We start from the raw sequence: 16,146 nt of genomic DNA, 5'->3' as shown, positions 1-16,146 counted from the left end.
AAATGACAAAGGGCGCCGTTTGGCGCCCTTTTTTTGCGCTGATTGAACAGCATCTACACTCGCTGATGCAGGTCGCAGCACCGTAACCTGCCCTCGCAGTCTCTTTCACCGTCAAAGGAGATGACCATGCAAGTGAAAGCCCTGATGGCCGCTGCGCTTATCGCCCTGCTGCCAAGTGCCAGCCATGCCACCAACCTCATGTACATGCCTTTCGAAACCGTGCTGTCGGACGCGATTCGCGCCGGGCGACTGGACGGCAGTGTGAAGTTCTACCTGATCGGCAACGGGCCGCAGGGCACTCAGCAGTTGCTGCGCCAAGGGGTGGTCAGTGATTTGAAAACCAACGGCTTCAACAAGAGCGATCAGGCTTCGTGTGAATGGGTGTTGCAGTCGAATCTGATCAAATTGCAGGCTGATGCCAAGCGGGTCGGGGCGAATGCGGTTGTGAATATCGTCAGTTACTACGACCAGCATGTGCGCAAGGATTTGAATACCTACGAGTGCAGGGCAGGAGTTTTTGTTACCCGGGTGGCTTTGAAGGGGGATTTGGTGCGGTTGCCTTGAAGGGCAAAGTCCAAAGATCGCAGCCTTCGGCAGCTCCTACATGGATCGGTGTAGGAGCTGCCGAAGGCTGCGATCTTTTGATTTCAGGTTTTCAGCGGCTCAACCTTACGCGTCAGCAGTTCGACAAACGCCTTGGCCATCGGCGATTTCTGGTCTTTGCGCTGCACCAGCCACACCGCCGAAATCGCTTCGGGATCGAGCAGCGGACGGTAGACCACGCCGTCGATGCGCATGCGTTGGTAGGACGCTGGCAGCACCGATACACCCAAGCCCGCCGCCACCAGACCAATAATGGTCATCGCCTCACCAGCCTCTTGAGCGAAGTGCGGGCTGAAGCCGGCGTCACGGGCCAGGCTCAGCAGTTGTGCGTAGAGCCCGCTGCCATAGCTGCGCGGGAAAAACACGAATGGCTCCAGCGCCAGCGCCGATAGAAACAGGCCTTCATCGCTACTTTGGGCCAGTGGATGCTTGGAGCTGAGCACCGCCACCAATGGCTCGCGCATCAACTCCACAACACTCAGTGAATCTGGCAATCCGAGCGGGCGCATGATGCCGACTTCGATCGACTCGTCCACCAGAGCATCGGCGACCATGGTGCTGCTCATTTCGCGCAGGTTCAGATGCACCGCCGGAAAGCGCTGACGAAAAGAAAAAATCGCCTGCGGAATCGTCGAATTGAACGGCGCCGACGAGGTGAAGCCAATCTTCAATTCACCCAGCTCGCCAAGTTGCGCACGGCGGGCGACATCCGCTGCCTTGTCGACTTGTGCCAGCACCAGCCGCGCCTCCTGCAGAAACAGGCGACCGGCCTCGCTCAACTCGACCCGACGATTGGTGCGCTCGAACAAGCGCGCGCCGAGCTGTTGCTCCAGCGCCTGAATCTGTTGGCTCAGTGGTGGCTGGGAGATGCCCAGCACCTGTGCGGCCCGGCCGAAATGCAGTTCTTCGGCGACTGCGATGAAGTAACGCAGATGACGCAGTTCCATAGGATTTCCATTAGGTCGCTGAAGCTATCAAACAGGTCGAACAATATATTGGATAGAAACATTAGCCAGCTATATGATTTTTTCATTGCCTGCCCGGCTGTGCTTTCCGAGGTCTGAAGTGAAAACTGCTGTCGCGCCCCTTGCCCACGAAGTCCCGCCCGCTGCCGGCGACGATACCCTCGCCGAGCTGCAAGAGATCTACATCGAAAAAGGCACGCCGGCGTTCATGCGCACGGTGCTGGCGCTGTTCTGTGGCGGCTTTGCGACGTTTGCCCTGCTCTACTGCGTACAACCGATGATGCCGCTGCTGTCCCACGAATACGGGATCAACGCGGCGCAGAGCAGTCTGATCCTCTCGGTGGCAACCGGCATGTTGGCCTTCGGTCTGCTGATCACCGGGCCGATCTCCGACCGCATCGGCCGTAAACCAGTGATGGTCGCGGCGCTGTTCGCTGCCGCGTTGTGCACCATCGCCAGTTCGATGATGCCGAGCTGGCACGGCGTATTGATCATGCGCGCGCTGATCGGCCTGTCGTTGAGCGGCCTGGCAGCAGTGGCGATGACCTATCTGAGCGAAGAAATCCATCCACAGCACATCGGCCTGGCGATGGGTTTGTACATCGGCGGCAACGCGATCGGCGGAATGAGCGGACGCTTGATAACTGGCGTGCTGATCGACTTCGTCAGCTGGCACACGGCGATGCTGGTGATTGGCGGTCTGGCGCTGGTCGCAGCGGCGGTGTTCTGGAAGATCCTCCCGGAGTCGCGCAACTTCCGCGCCCGCTCGCTGCACCCGCGCAGCCTGCTCGACGGCTTCACCATGCACTTTCGCGACGCCGGTCTGCCGCTGCTGTTTCTTGAAGCGTTTGTGCTGATGGGCGCGTTTGTCACGCTGTTCAACTACATCGGCTACCGCTTGCTGGCTGCGCCGTACAACCTCGATCAGGTATTTGTCGGATTGCTCTCGGTGGTCTACCTGTCGGGGATCTACAGCTCGGCGAAGATCGGTTCGCTGGCGGACAAACTGGGGCGGCGCAGAGTGCTCTGGGCGACGATTGCGCTGATGTTCGCCGGGCTCGCGCTGACGATGTTCACGCCGCTGTTGCTGGTCATCATCGGCATGCTGGTGTTCACCTTCGGCTTCTTCGCCGCGCACTCGGTGGCGAGCAGCTGGATCGGCCGGCGCGCGTTGACGGCCAAGGGTCAGGCGTCGTCGCTGTATCTGTTCAGTTATTACGCCGGATCGAGCATTGCCGGGACGGCGGGCGGGGTGTTCTGGCATCTGGGCGGGTGGAACGGCATCGGCTTGTTTATTGGTGCGCTGTTGCTGATTGCCCTTCTGGTGGCGTTGAAGCTGGCGAAGTTGCCGCCGTTGCAGGGTGTCAAAGCCTGACATAAAACCCTGTGGGAGCGAGCCTGCTCGCGAATGCACTGTGTCAGGCAACATCAGTGTTGAATGACACACCCCTTTCGCGAGCAGGCTCGCTCCCACAGTTGATTTGGGTACGACATTAGATCGTGCAAAAGAAAACGCCCGGCACTTGGCCGGGCGTTTTTTATTGGGCGCTGATCACTCGTGATACTGCGCCGACAGCTCATGCACCGCACGCAGGAATGCGCCGGCATGTTCCGGATCGACTTCCGGGGTGATGCCATGACCAAGGTTGAACACGTGGCCGCTGCCCTTGCCGTAGCTGGCCAGAATGCGCCCGACTTCAGTGCGGATCGCTTCCGGTTTGGCGTAGAGCACGGTCGGGTCCATGTTGCCTTGCAGCGCGACCTTGTCGCCGACACGGGCACGGGCGTTGCCGATGTCGCAGGTCCAGTCCAGGCCGAGGGCGTCGGCGCCGGCTTCGGCGATGCTTTCCAGCCACAGGCCGCCGTTCTTGGTGAACAGAATCACCGGCACTTTGCGTCCGTCGTTCTCGCGGATCAGGCCGCTGACGATTTTCTTCATGTAGGCCAGGGAGAATTCCTGATACGCGGCTGCCGACAGGTTGCCGCCCCAGGTATCGAAGATCTGTACCGCTTGCGCACCCGCCATGATCTGGCCGTTGAGGTACGACGTCACCGACTGCGCCAGTTTGTCGAGCAGCAGGTGCATGGCTTGCGGGTTGTCGTAAAGCATCGCCTTGGTCTTGCGGAAGTCTTTCGACGAGCCGCCTTCAACCATGTAAGTCGCGAGGGTCCACGGACTGCCGGAGAAACCGATCAACGGCACGCGACCGTTGAGTTCGCGACGGATGGTGCTGACCGCGTCCATGACGTAACCGAGGTCTTTGTGCGGATCCGGGATCGGCAACGCTTCGATGTCGGCCATCGTGCTGACGACTTTTTTGAAGCGCGGACCTTCACCGGTCTCGAAGTACAGGCCCTGGCCCATGGCATCGGGAATGGTGAGGATGTCGGAAAACAGGATCGCCGCATCCAGTTGCGGGTAGCGGTCGAGCGGTTGCAGGGTGACTTCGCAGGCGAATTGCGGATTCATGCACAGGCTCATGAAGTCGCCGGCATGCGCGCGGCTGGCGCGGTACTCCGGCAGGTAGCGACCGGCCTGGCGCATCATCCACACAGGGGTGACGTCAACGGGTTGCTTGAGCAGGGCGCGGAGGAAACGGTCGTTCTTCAGGGCAGTCATGTCGGCATCCGGAAAAAAAGTGCGGGCATTTTCTCAGAGCGCGAGGCAAAAGGCACGGATGTGGGTCAGCCTTTTGTCTATCGGGTCAATTTATTGCGCTGGAATACAGAATTTGCAGCACCACAAAACAACTGTGGGAGCTGGCTTGCCAGCGATGCAGACAACTCGGTTTGTCAGGTAAACCAAGGAGATGCTATCGCTGGCAAGCCAGCTCCCACAGGTATCGCATTGCAGTTTCGAGCGGCGTTTACACACCCAGGTAATCGAGGATCCCTTCAGCCGCATTGCGCCCTTCAAAGATCGCCGTCACCACCAGGTCGGAACCGCGCACCATGTCGCCACCGGCGAAGATTTTCGGGTTGCTGGTCTGGTGCTTGTACTGACCTTGCTCGGGCGCAACAACGCGGCCCTGGCTATCGGTCTGGATCTCGAACTGTTCGAACCACGGCGCCGGGCTCGGGCGGAAGCCGAAGGCGATGACCACGGCATCGGCCGGGATGATCTCTTCGGAACCCGGGATCGGCTCGGGGCTGCGACGGCCACGGGCATCCGGTTCGCCGAGACGGGTCTCGACCACCTTCACGCCTTCGACCTTGTCTTCACCGATGATGGCGATCGGCTGGCGGTTGTAGAGGAATTTCACGCCTTCTTCCTTGGCGTTCTTCACCTCTTTGCGCGAGCCGGGCATGTTCGCTTCGTCACGACGATAGGCACAGGTCACCGACTTGGCGCCCTGACGGATCGAGGTGCGGTTGCAGTCCATCGCCGTGTCGCCGCCGCCGAGTACCACGACCTTCTTGCCTTTCATGTCGACGAATTCTTCCGGCGACTTTTCAAAGCCCAGGTTGCGGTTGACGTTGGCGATGAGGAAATCCAGCGCGTCATAAACGCCCGGCAGGTCCTCACCGGCAAAACCGCCCTTCATGTAGGTGTAGGTGCCCATGCCCATGAACACCGCGTCGTATTCGGCGAGCAGTTGTTCCATGGTCACGTCTTTACCGACTTCGGTGTTGAGACGGAACTCGATGCCCATGCCGGTGAAGACTTCGCGACGATTGCTCAGCACGGTCTTTTCCAGCTTGAACTCGGGGATGCCGAAGGTCAGCAGGCCACCGATTTCCGGGTTCTTGTCGAACACCACCGGAGTTACACCGCCACGCACCAGCACGTCGGCGCAACCCAGACCCGCCGGGCCTGCGCCGATGATCGCGACACGTTTGCCGGTCGGCTTGACCTTGGACATGTCCGGGCGCCAGCCCATGGCGAACGCGGTGTCGGTGATGTACTTCTCGACCGAACCGATGGTCACCGCGCCGAAGCCGTCGTTCAGGGTGCAGGCACCCTCGCACAGACGATCCTGCGGGCACACCCGGCCGCAGACTTCCGGCAGGGTATTGGTCTGGTGCGACAACTCGGCGGCCTGAAGGATGTTGCCCTCGGCCACCAATTTGAGCCAGTTGGGAATGAAGTTGTGCACCGGGCACTTCCATTCGCAATACGGGTTGCCGCAACCCAGGCAGCGGTGGGCCTGATCGGCCGACTGCTGGGGTTTGAACGGTTCGTAGATTTCAACGAACTCTTTCTTGCGTTGACGCAACAGTTTCTTCTTCGGATCCTTGCGCCCGACATCGATGAACTGGAAGTCGTTATTCAGACGTTCAGCCATTGTTAAAACCTCATCAAACTCTTCAGGCGCATATCACTGCGGGTTGGCACGAGTGCTGGAAAGCAGGGTTTTCAAGCTGGCAGCCTTGGGCTTGACCAACCAGAAACGCCGCAAGTAATCGTCGAGGTTCTCGGCGAGTTCACGACCCCACTCGCTGTCGGTTTCGGCGACGTACTCGTTCAGCACCTTCTGCAGGTGGCTGCGATAGGCTTCCATCGCCTCGCCGCTGATCCGCTGGATTTCCACCAGTTCGTGATTGACCCGGTCAACGAAGGTGTTGTCCTGATCGAGCACGTAGGCGAAACCACCGGTCATGCCAGAACCGAAGTTGTAACCGGTCTTGCCCAGCACGCAGACGAAACCACCGGTCATGTACTCGCAGCAGTGATCGCCAGTGCCTTCCACGACGGTGTGGGCACCGGAGTTACGCACGGCGAAACGCTCGCCTGCGGTGCCGGCGGCGAACAACTTGCCGCCAGTGGCGCCGTACAGGCAGGTGTTGCCGATGATGGCGCTTTCCTGAGTTTTATAGACGCTGCCCTTCGGCGGCACGATGACCAGCTTGCCGCCGGTCATGCCTTTGCCGACGTAGTCGTTGGCGTCGCCTTCCAGGTACATGTTCAGACCGCCGGCGTTCCACACACCGAAGCTCTGCCCGGCCGTGCCTTTGAAACGGAAGGTGATCGGCGCCTTGGCCATGCCCTGGTTGCCGTGCTTGCGCGCGATTTCGCCGGAGATCCGGGCGCCGATCGAACGGTCGCAGTTGCAGATATCCAGCTCAAACTCAGCACCGCTGAGGTCGTTGATCGCCGACGCGGCCAGCTCGACCATCTTCTCCGCCAGCAGACCTTTATCGAACGGCGGGTTGCGCTCGACGCCGCAGAACTGCGGTTTGTCCGCCGGGATGTGATCGCTGCCCAGCAGCGGGGTCAGGTCCAGGTGATGTTGCTTGGCGGTCTGGCCTTCGAGGATTTCCAGCAGATCAGTGCGACCGATCAGCTCTTCGAGGGAGCGCACACCAAGCTTGGCCAGCCACTCACGGGTTTCTTCGGCGACGTAGGTGAAGAAATTCACCACCATGTCGACGGTGCCGATGTAGTGATCCTTGCGCAGCTTCTCGTTCTGCGTCGCGACGCCAGTGGCGCAGTTGTTCAGGTGGCAGATGCGCAGGTATTTGCAGCCCAGTGCGATCATCGGCGCGGTACCGAAGCCGAAGCTCTCGGCGCCGAGGATTGCCGCTTTGATCACGTCGAGGCCGGTTTTCAGGCCGCCGTCGGTCTGCACCCGGACTTTGCCGCGCAGGTCGTTGCCGCGCAGGGTCTGGTGGGTTTCAGCGAGGCCGAGTTCCCAAGGTGCGCCGGCGTATTTGATCGAAGTCAGCGGCGAAGCACCGGTGCCGCCGTCATAGCCGGAAATGGTGATCAGGTCGGCATAGGCCTTGGCCACACCGGCGGCGATGGTGCCGACGCCCGCTTCAGCTACCAGCTTCACCGAAACCAGCGCCTGCGGGTTGACCTGCTTGAGGTCAAAGATCAGTTGCGACAAGTCTTCGATCGAGTAGATATCGTGGTGCGGCGGTGGCGAAATCAGGGTCACGCCCGGCACTGCGTAACGCAGTTTGGCGATCAGCCCGTTGACCTTGCCGCCCGGCAGTTGCCCGCCCTCGCCCGGCTTGGCGCCTTGGGCGACCTTGATCTGCAGCACTTCGGCGTTGACCAGGTATTCCGGGGTTACACCGAAACGGCCGGTGGCAACCTGCTTGATTTTCGAGCTCTTGATGGTGCCGTAACGCGCCGGATCTTCGCCGCCTTCGCCGGAGTTGGAACGCGCACCGAGGCGGTTCATGGCTTCGGCCAGGGCTTCGTGAGCTTCCGGCGACAGTGCCCCCAGCGAGATACCGGCGGAATCGAAACGCTTGAGCACCGACTCCAGCGGCTCGACTTCACTGATATCCAGCGGCGTGTCGAGGGTCTTGACCTTGAACAGGTCGCGAATCATCGACACCGGACGGTTGTCCACCAGTGAGGTGTATTCCTTGAACTTGGCGTAGTCGCCCTGCTGCACGGCGGCTTGCAGGGTGTTGACCACGTCCGGGTTGTAGGCGTGATATTCGCCACCGTGGACGAACTTCAGCAGACCGCCCTGCTGGATCGGCTTGCGCGGACTCCAGGCTTCGACGGCGAGGGCTTTCTGCTCGGCTTCGATGTCGACGAAACGTGCACCCTTGATCCGGCTCGGCACGCCACGGAAGCTCAGTTCGCAGACTTCTTCGGACAGGCCGATGGCCTCGAACAGCTGCGCACCACGGTACGAAGCGATGGTCGAGATACCCATCTTCGACAGGATCTTCAGCAGACCTTTGGTGATGCCCTTGCGGTAGTTCTTGAACACCTCGTAGAGGTCGCCCAGCACTTCACCGGTACGAATCAGGTCGCCCAATACTTCGTAGGCCAGGAACGGATAGACAGCCGAGGCGCCGAAACCGATCAGCACGGCGAAGTGATGCGGGTCACGGGCGGTCGCGGTTTCAACAAGGATGTTGGAATCGCAACGCAAGCCTTTTTCGGTCAGACGGTGGTGCACCGCACCGGTCGCCAGCGAAGCGTGGATCGGCAGCTTGCCCGGGGCGATATGACGGTCGCTCAGGACGATCTGGGTACGCCCGGCGCGCACGGCTTCTTCAGCCTGATCGGCAACGTTGCGGATCGCCGCTTCGAGGCCAAGGCTTTCGTCGTAGTTGAGGTCGATGATCGCCCGTTCGAAACCCGGACGGTCGAGGTTCATCAGCGAGCGCCACTTGGCCGGAGAGATCACTGGCGAGCTGAGGATCACGCGCGAGGCGTGTTCCGGCGACTCCTGGAAAATGTTGCGCTCGGCACCGAGGCAGATTTCCAGCGACATCACGATCGCTTCACGCAGCGGGTCGATCGGCGGGTTGGTGACCTGCGCGAACTGCTGGCGGAAATAGTCGTACGGCGTGCGCACACGCTGGGACAGCACGGCCATCGGCGTGTCGTCGCCCATCGAGCCCACGGCTTCGTAACCTTGCTCGCCAAGCGGACGCAGCACCTGATCACGCTCTTCGAACGTGACCTGATACATCTTCATGTACTGCTTGAGCTGGTCGACGTCGTAGAAAGCCGAACCGTGGTCATTGTCTTCCATGGTCGCCTGAATGCGCAGGGCATTCTTGCGCAGCCATTGCTTGTACGGATGACGGGATTTCAGACGGTTGTCGATCGCATCGGTGTCGAGGATCTGCCCGGTCTCGGTGTCCACGGCGAAGATCTGGCCCGGGCCGACGCGACCCTTGGCGAGCACGTCTTCAGGCTGGTAGTTCCACACGCCGATTTCCGAGGCGAGGGTAATGAAACCATTCTTGGTGGTGACCCAGCGCGCCGGACGCAGACCGTTACGGTCGAGCAGGCACACCGCGTAGCGACCGTCGGTCATTACTACGCCGGCCGGGCCGTCCCACGGCTCCATGTGCATCGAGTTGTACTCGTAGAACGCACGCAGATCCGGGTCCATGGTCTCGACGTTCTGCCACGCTGGCGGAATGATCATCCGCACGCCACGGAACAGGTCGATGCCACCGGTGACCATCAGTTCGAGCATGTTGTCCATGCTCGAGGAGTCGGAACCGACACGGTTGACCAGCGGGCCGAGCTCTTCCAGATCCATCAGATCATTGGTGAACTTGGTCCGACGGGCCTGCGCCCAGTTGCGGTTACCGGTGATGGTGTTGATTTCGCCGTTGTGGGCGAGGAAGCGGAACGGCTGCGCCAGCGGCCATTTCGGCAGGGTGTTGGTGGAGAAGCGCTGGTGGAACACGCAGATCGCGGTTTGCAGGCGCTCGTCACTCAGGTCCGGATAGAACGCGGCCAGGTCGGCCGGCATCATCAGGCCTTTATAGATGATGGTCTTGTGCGAAAAGCTGCAGATGTAGTGGTCGGTGTCAGCGGCGTTGGCCACCGACGAACGGCGACGGGCGCTGAACAGCTTCACCGCCATGTCCTGATCGCTCAGGCCTTCGCCGCCGATGTAGACCTGCTCGATCTGCGGCAGGCGCTCAAGGGCCAGGCGGCCGAGGACGCTGGTGTCGATCGGCACTTTGCGCCAGCCGATCAGTTGCAGGCCTTCGGCGAGGATCTCGCGGTTCATGTTCTCGCGAGCGGCTTCGGCCTTGGCCGGATCCTGATTGAAGAACACCATGCCCACGGCATATTGCTTGGGCATTTCGACGCCGAAGCTTTCCTGGGCAATGGCTCGCAGGAAGGCGTCGGGTTTTTGAATCAGCAGACCGCAACCGTCACCGGTCTTGCCGTCGGCATTAATCCCACCGCGGTGGGTCATGCAGGTCAGGGCCTCGATGGCCGTTTGCAAAAGGGTATGACTGGGCTCGCCCTGCATATGAGCTATCAGGCCGAAACCGCAGTTATCCTTGAATTCATCTGGTTGGTACAGACCTGCTTTCATAGACACTTTCTCACCAGGCTGCCTCTATTCGAGGCAAATTTCTTTTCAATTCAACCACTTGCGTTCCGCGCCGAACGTACGCCGGCTTAGCGGGGGCAAAAGGGTGGTCATTGTACACAGCGACACAGAGGCTCACAAATTTGACGACGAACTGTCGCAAATTCATGTCGCATTTGTGAAAGGTTTAAAGCGATCTGCTGTGCTAGTCAAAACTTTTTTAATTTTGACCGCAACGACTCAAAGACTACTGTGACGCAGACACCACAAGGCACGCGGCCCTTTCAGGCGGCGCGCACTCGTGGAGATTTTGAGGTGCCGGGAGAGGCGGCCTGGGTAAGGCCGCCGAATCTTCAGCGAGTTGTTGCCAGTTCCTGTTGGACGCTGGCGACAGTGCGAGGCCAAGGTTTACCAGCCTGAACCTTCGCTGGCAAGGCCTTGATGGCAGAAACGGCCGCATCACGATTGGCAAAGTTGCCGTAGGTGATCACGTAAAGCGGCTTGCCGTTGAGGACTTTCTTGAAATAACGGTACTCGCCGCCCTGCTCCTTGACGAAGTTCTGCGCGGCGGTCTCCGAGCTGGTGCCGAGGATCTGCACGACATAGTTGCTGGTCGGCTGACCGGCGTACCAGCTGCCACCGGCAGCCTTGGCCACGGTAACGGGCTTGTCGGCAGGCTTGGCCGGAGCAGGAGCCGGTTTCGCAGCTGGCGCCGGGGTGGCCGGAGCAGGCTTGGCTGTGGCGATCTGCGTCGGTGCCGGGGTTGGCGCCGGTTTGGCGGCAGGAGTCGGAGCCGGTGTCGGCGCGGGACCGGCCGGAACGCCCGCAGGCGGTGCGGAGGTGGTTACGGTCGGCGGCGTATCGCTGGAGCCTTCCAGGGGCACGCCGTCGTCGCCTTCGGTGATGCCACCGGCGGCTTCTGCCAGCGGGCCACGCATGACCGGCTGCGAGTTGCCGACCAATGGCAGCGGCATCGGCTGGGTGTTGCCGGCGAATTCGACGGACGGGTTGGCGCCGTTCGCTGCACCCTGACCCAATGGCAGTTGCGCCTGTTCATTGGCCGGAGCACCGGTGGTCGGTGCCTTGCTGCGACCCGGCATCAGCCAGGCGGCGGCAACCGCGACCACAACGACGGCGGAAATCGCCAATACGTGTTTCTTCGGCATGTTGAACCCCATACTTGGACGCTTGACCGCGGAGCGGCTGGCAATCATGACTTCGATCAGTGCATCGCGAGCGACCTGGTTGATGTTGCCCGGCCAGCCCTCGGAGCTTTCGTGAATATCAGAGATCTGATCTGCGGTGAAAAGTTCGACACCCCGGCCCGCGCCTTCCAGCCGCTGGTCGAGATATTCGCGGGTCTCTTCTTCGGTGTACGGCTGCAATTCGATGACGTGGAAACGCTCTTCTTCGAGCTGCAACGCCTCAAGCTGAGCGATCAGCGACGACTCGCCGAACAGGAACACATGCGGACGACCTTCCGGCGTGCCGGCGCCGAGCGCCATCAATGCTTCCAGCGCGGACTCGTCGAGCTGCTCGGCATCGTCCACGAGCAGATAGACTTCCTGCCCGGTCAGACCCAGTTGCACCACCTGCTCGAGAATCGCGCCGACTTCGGCCTGAGCGACATCCAGCGCCTGCGCCACCTGGCGCAGCACGCCGGCCGCATCACCGGCGCCACGGGCGGAAACCACCACGCTCTGCACCGATTGCTTGTTGGTACTGGCAACGAGCGCTTGCCGCAGCAGGGTCTTGCCGCTGCCCTGCGGGCCGGTGACCACCAGCAGCAACTGGCTGTAACGCGCCAGATGATGCAGTTGACCCAGCACCGGTTTGCGCTGGGCCGGGAAGAATTTGAAGCCCGGCACCCGTGGCGCGAACGGGTCGTGACTTAACTGGAAATGGCCGAGAAACGCCTCGTCGGCATGCAAACTAGTCATCGGAATCGTTTTAACCTTTAAGCTGAGCCAGGGCGCGGTAATCCGCTCCCAGCGTGGCCTGTAGAACCTCTTTCGGATAATCGTCGGTCACTACCGCTTCGCCCATCCGGCGCAGCAGCACCAGGCGCAGACGACCGTCGATCACTTTTTTATCAATTGCCATGTGTTGGAGAAAATCGGCTTCGCTCATCTCTTCAGGCGGAATGACCGGCAGACCGGCCCGCTGGAACAGACGAATGCCGCGGTCACGCTCCTGCTCGCTGATCCAGCCCAGGCGCGCGGACATTTCCAGCGCCATCACCGTGCCCGCCGCCACCGCCTCGCCATGCAGCCAGACACCATAGCCCATGTGGGTTTCGATGGCGTGGCCGAAGGTGTGGCCGAGGTTGAGCGTGGCGCGTACGCCGGTTTCCTTTTCATCGGCGCCGACCACCGCAGCCTTGGCCGCGCAGGAACGCTCGATCGCATAGGTCAGCGCGGTTTGATCCAGCGCGCGCAGAGCGTCGACGTTTTCTTCCAGCCAGGTCAGGAACGGCTCGTCGCAGATCAGGCCGTACTTGATGACTTCCGCCAGGCCCGCCGACAACTCGCGCTCCGGCAGGGTTTTCAGCGATGCGGTATCGATCAGCACCACGTTCGGCTGATAGAACGCGCCGACCATGTTCTTGCCCAGCGGATGGTTGATGCCGGTCTTGCCGCCGACCGAGGAATCGACCTGCGACAACAGCGTGGTAGGAATCTGGATGAAATCGACACCGCGCTGATAACAGGCGGCGGCGAAACCGGCCATGTCGCCGATCACCCCGCCGCCCAAGGCGATCACGGTGGTGCGGCGGTCATGACGGGCGGTCAGCAAACCGTCGAAAATCAGTTGCAGGGTTTCCCAGTTCTTGAAGGCTTCGCCGTCAGGCAACACCACCGAGATAACCGAAAACTGCGCAAGGCTGCGGGTCAGACGTTCGAGATAGAGCGGCGCGACGGTTTCGTTGGAGATGATTGCCACCTGCCGCCCGTGGATATGCGGCGCCAGCAGTTCCGGCTGATCCAACAGACCTTCGCCAATATGAATCGGGTAGCTGCGCTCGCCTAGATCGACCTTGAGTGTCTGCATGTGTCCCCACAGTGAAGATGGAAGCAGGCGTCCTGCCCTGAAATTATTGGTGTTCTGCGGCCTGTAGCGGTATGACGCCGCTCGCCCGGCATCCGCCACACCCTCGGCGGGCGCTGACAGGACGCCGAGGATAGCGCATTTCGGGCGATGCTTTAACGGGGTGGCAACTGCGCGAGACGGTCGAGAATGTCGAGCACCACCATGCGTGGCGGCCGCTCGTCGGTTTCCACCACCAGGTCGGCAATTTCCCGATAAAGCGGATCCCGGATCTCGAGCAGGTCGCGCAGGGTTTTCGCCGGATCGGCGGTACGCAGCAGCGGCCGATTGCGATCGCGGGAGGTGCGGCCGACCTGCTGCTCGACGGAGGCGTGCAGATACACTACGCGCCCGCCTTCATGCAGGGCCTTGCGATTGGCATCACGCATCACCGCGCCGCCGCCGGTCGCCAGCACCACACCATCGAACGCGCAGAGCTCGGCGATCATCGCCTGCTCGCGGTCACGAAAGCCGGGCTCGCCTTCCTTGTCGAAGATCCATGGGATATTGGCACCCGTGCGCAGCTCAATTTCCTTGTCGGAATCCTTGAACGGCAGGCGCAGCTCTTTGGCCAGCAATCGGCCGATGGTGCTTTTGCCAGCACCCATCGGTCCTACAAGTATCAAATTTCGCACAGAATCAACGACTCACAGCAATCGCCTGGTTATTCATGATACGCGGAGTGAGAAATACCAGCAGCTCGGATTTTTTCTCCGAAACCACATCACGCCGGAAAAGGCGGCCAAGATACGGCACATCGCCAAGAAATGGCACCTTATCTACGACCTTGCTCTGAGTATTTGAAAAAACACCGCCGATTACGATGGTCTCGCCGTCATTTACCAGCACTTTGGCGTTGACCTCGTTTTTCTTGATCGGCGGCACATCCTGCACTTTGTTCAGGTAGTCCGGCTCATCCTTGGTGACCTTGACCTCCATGATGATGCGGTTGTCCGGGGTGATCTGCGGGGTGACTTCCAGTGACAGCGAAGCCTCCTTGAACGACACCGAGGTCGCGCCGCTGGAGCTCGCCTCCTGATAGGGAATCTCGGTGCCTTTGAGGATCTTCGCGGTTTCCTTGTCCGAGGTGACCACCTTCGGCTGCGAGACGATTTCGCCGTTGCCGGTCTTTTCCATCGCCGTCAGTTCGAGATCCAGCAGTACGTTGTCGGTGATGAAAGCAATGCCGATCCCCGAAGTGTTATTGACCGTGCCCATGTCGACGAACGGCGAGTTGGTGCCGGTGCTGCCCGGCGTACCGATAGTGCTCGACGAACCGTTGACCCCGGAGGCGTTCCAGTTGCCCTTGTTCTGCACCGAACCGCCCCAGCGCACGCCCAGGCTCTTGTCATAATCGACGTTGGCCTCAACGATGCGCGCCTCGATCATCACCTGGCGTACCGGAATATCCAGCTGCGCGACGATCCGCCGGAGTTCGTCGAGGCGATCCTGGGTCTGGTAGGCAATGATGTTGTTGGTTCGCTCATCGACGGTAATCGAACCGCGCTCGTCGACCTTGGCCTCGGCGCTGGTCACCGACTGGAACAGCTTGGCGATGTCCGCTGCCTTGGCGTAATTGACTTGCAGCAGCTCGCGACGCAGGGGCGCCAGCTCGGCGATCTGCTTCTGCGATTCCAGTTCCTGACGCTCGCGAGCGGCAATTTCATCGGCCGGCGCGACCAGCAGCACGTTGCCGATCTTGCGCTTGTCCAGCCCCTTGGTTTTCAGCACCAGATCCAGTGCCTGATCCCACGGCACGTTCTGCAGGCGCAAAGTGATACCGCCCTGCACCGTATCGCTCGCCACCAGATTGAGATTGGTGAAGTCCGCGATCAGTTGCAGCACCGAGCGCACGTCGATGTCCTGAAAATTCAGCGAGAGCTTGTCGCCGACATAGGCCTGACGGTCGGCGTTGCGCTTTTGCAGGTCGTCGATGCTCATCGGCCGAACGCTCACGGTGAGCTTGTTGTCGGTCTGGAATGTGGAATAGTCGAAGGTGCCGCTGGGCTCGACGCTGATCACTGCGCGATCACCGGTTACCGCGGCATTGACGAACTGCACCGGCGTGGCGAAATCCTTGACGTCGAGGCGCACGCGCAGCTTTTCCGGCAATTGCGTGCGGGCGAAGCTGAGGATGATCTTGCCATCGTGCTCCTGGATATCCGGGGCGATGGTCGGATCAGAGAGGTCGATGACTACGTTGCCCTCGCCCTCGGTGCCGCGCTGGAAATCGACACCGCGAATCGCCCTGCTGCGTTGCGCGGCTGGTCTGGCCGGTGCCGCAGCGGCCATGGCGGCACGCGGTGCAACGGCAGCCGGGCGCGGCGCTGTCGTGGAGGCGCCCTGACCGACCACCACAAACAGATTATTGCCCTCGACCCGCGTGCTGTAAGGCGCCAACTGCGTCAGGCTGACAATCAGCCGCGTGCGATCCTTGGCTTCGGCCACCGTGGCCGTGCGCGCGTTGCCGCTGCCCAGATCAAGATTCTTGTTGGCCAGCTGGCTGGTCACGCCCGGCAGATCCAGTGCAATGCGTGCCGGTGACTCGGTTGTGTAGCCCTTGGGCTGTGGTGGCGGGCCGTCGAATGACAGCTTCAGTTCGACGCGGTCACCCGGCAGCGCGGCAACATCCAGCGCTTTCAGACTGGCCGCCATTACCATCGGTGACACCAGCGCTATCCATAGCGAAAAACCGAGGGTGGAGAAAATCCTGTTCATTATTCGACTTC

At 60.9% G+C, this 16,146-nt stretch carries 10 protein-coding genes; 2 read left to right on the top strand and 8 right to left on the bottom strand.

The genetic code is table 11. The features are described from left to right. Positions 1 to 126 precede the first annotated feature (126 nt). Positions 127 to 564 (top strand): hypothetical protein, encoded by a 438-nt coding sequence (locus AB4N85_RS23890; protein ID WP_024011278.1) that lies wholly within the window; start codon positions 127 to 129, stop codon positions 562 to 564. Positions 565 to 647: 83 nt separating this feature from the next. On the opposite strand, the gene AB4N85_RS23885 is transcribed toward AB4N85_RS23890, so the two are convergent. Next, positions 648 to 1,550, bottom strand: coding sequence for a LysR family transcriptional regulator (locus tag AB4N85_RS23885; protein ID WP_150741719.1), 903 nt, complete (start codon positions 1,548 to 1,550; stop codon positions 648 to 650). A gap of 118 nt (positions 1,551 to 1,668) precedes the next feature. On the opposite strand from AB4N85_RS23885, the gene AB4N85_RS23880 reads away from it, so the two are divergent. Next, entirely contained in the window at positions 1,669 to 2,943 is a 1,275-nt protein-coding gene (locus tag AB4N85_RS23880; RefSeq protein ID WP_150741720.1) for an MFS transporter, read from the top strand. Between the two features lie 177 nt (positions 2,944 to 3,120). Here the strand turns inward: AB4N85_RS23880 and hemE are convergent, their stop codons facing one another. The 7 genes from hemE to pilQ all read right to left on the bottom strand — a co-directional run bounded on the left by hemE (position 3,121) and on the right by pilQ (position 16,135). Continuing rightward, positions 3,121 to 4,188: a uroporphyrinogen decarboxylase gene (hemE, locus tag AB4N85_RS23875; RefSeq protein ID WP_056787355.1), complete on the bottom strand. Its 1,068-nt coding sequence runs from the start codon at positions 4,186 to 4,188 to the stop codon at positions 3,121 to 3,123. A gap of 247 nt (positions 4,189 to 4,435) precedes the next feature. Next, positions 4,436 to 5,854, bottom strand: a complete 1,419-nt coding sequence (locus AB4N85_RS23870; RefSeq protein WP_460066127.1) for an FAD-dependent oxidoreductase — start codon at positions 5,852 to 5,854, stop codon at positions 4,436 to 4,438. A gap of 33 nt (positions 5,855 to 5,887) precedes the next feature. Beyond that, positions 5,888 to 10,333 carry a glutamate synthase large subunit gene (gltB, locus tag AB4N85_RS23865; protein ID WP_460066125.1) on the bottom strand — a complete coding sequence of 1,482 codons (4,446 nt, stop codon included), beginning with the start codon at positions 10,331 to 10,333 and terminating at the stop codon, positions 5,888 to 5,890. A gap of 350 nt (positions 10,334 to 10,683) precedes the next feature. Beyond that, positions 10,684 to 12,270, bottom strand: a complete 1,587-nt coding sequence (locus AB4N85_RS23860) for an AAA family ATPase (RefSeq protein ID WP_056787348.1) — start codon at positions 12,268 to 12,270, stop codon at positions 10,684 to 10,686. Positions 12,271 to 12,280: 10 nt separating this feature from the next. After that, complete coding sequence (aroB, locus tag AB4N85_RS23855) at positions 12,281 to 13,381, bottom strand: 3-dehydroquinate synthase (protein WP_073471604.1); 1,101 nt, start codon at positions 13,379 to 13,381, stop codon at positions 12,281 to 12,283. Between the two features lie 152 nt (positions 13,382 to 13,533). Further along, a complete protein-coding gene (gene aroK, locus AB4N85_RS23850) occupies positions 13,534 to 14,052 on the bottom strand; it encodes a shikimate kinase AroK (RefSeq protein WP_024011270.1) in 519 nt (172 codons plus the stop codon). 4 nt (positions 14,053 to 14,056) lie between these two features. Then, the gene (pilQ, locus tag AB4N85_RS23845) at positions 14,057 to 16,135 is read right to left on the bottom strand and encodes a type IV pilus secretin PilQ (RefSeq protein ID WP_460066121.1); all 2,079 of its coding nucleotides are present in this window, start codon (positions 16,133 to 16,135) and stop codon (positions 14,057 to 14,059) included. Between the last annotated feature and the right edge of the window lie 11 nt (positions 16,136 to 16,146).

Source organism: Pseudomonas sp. H1_G08 (genome assembly GCF_054681355.1).
Note: the sequence above shows the minus strand (reverse complement) of the source record. Positions and strands in the feature narration are given on the sequence as shown.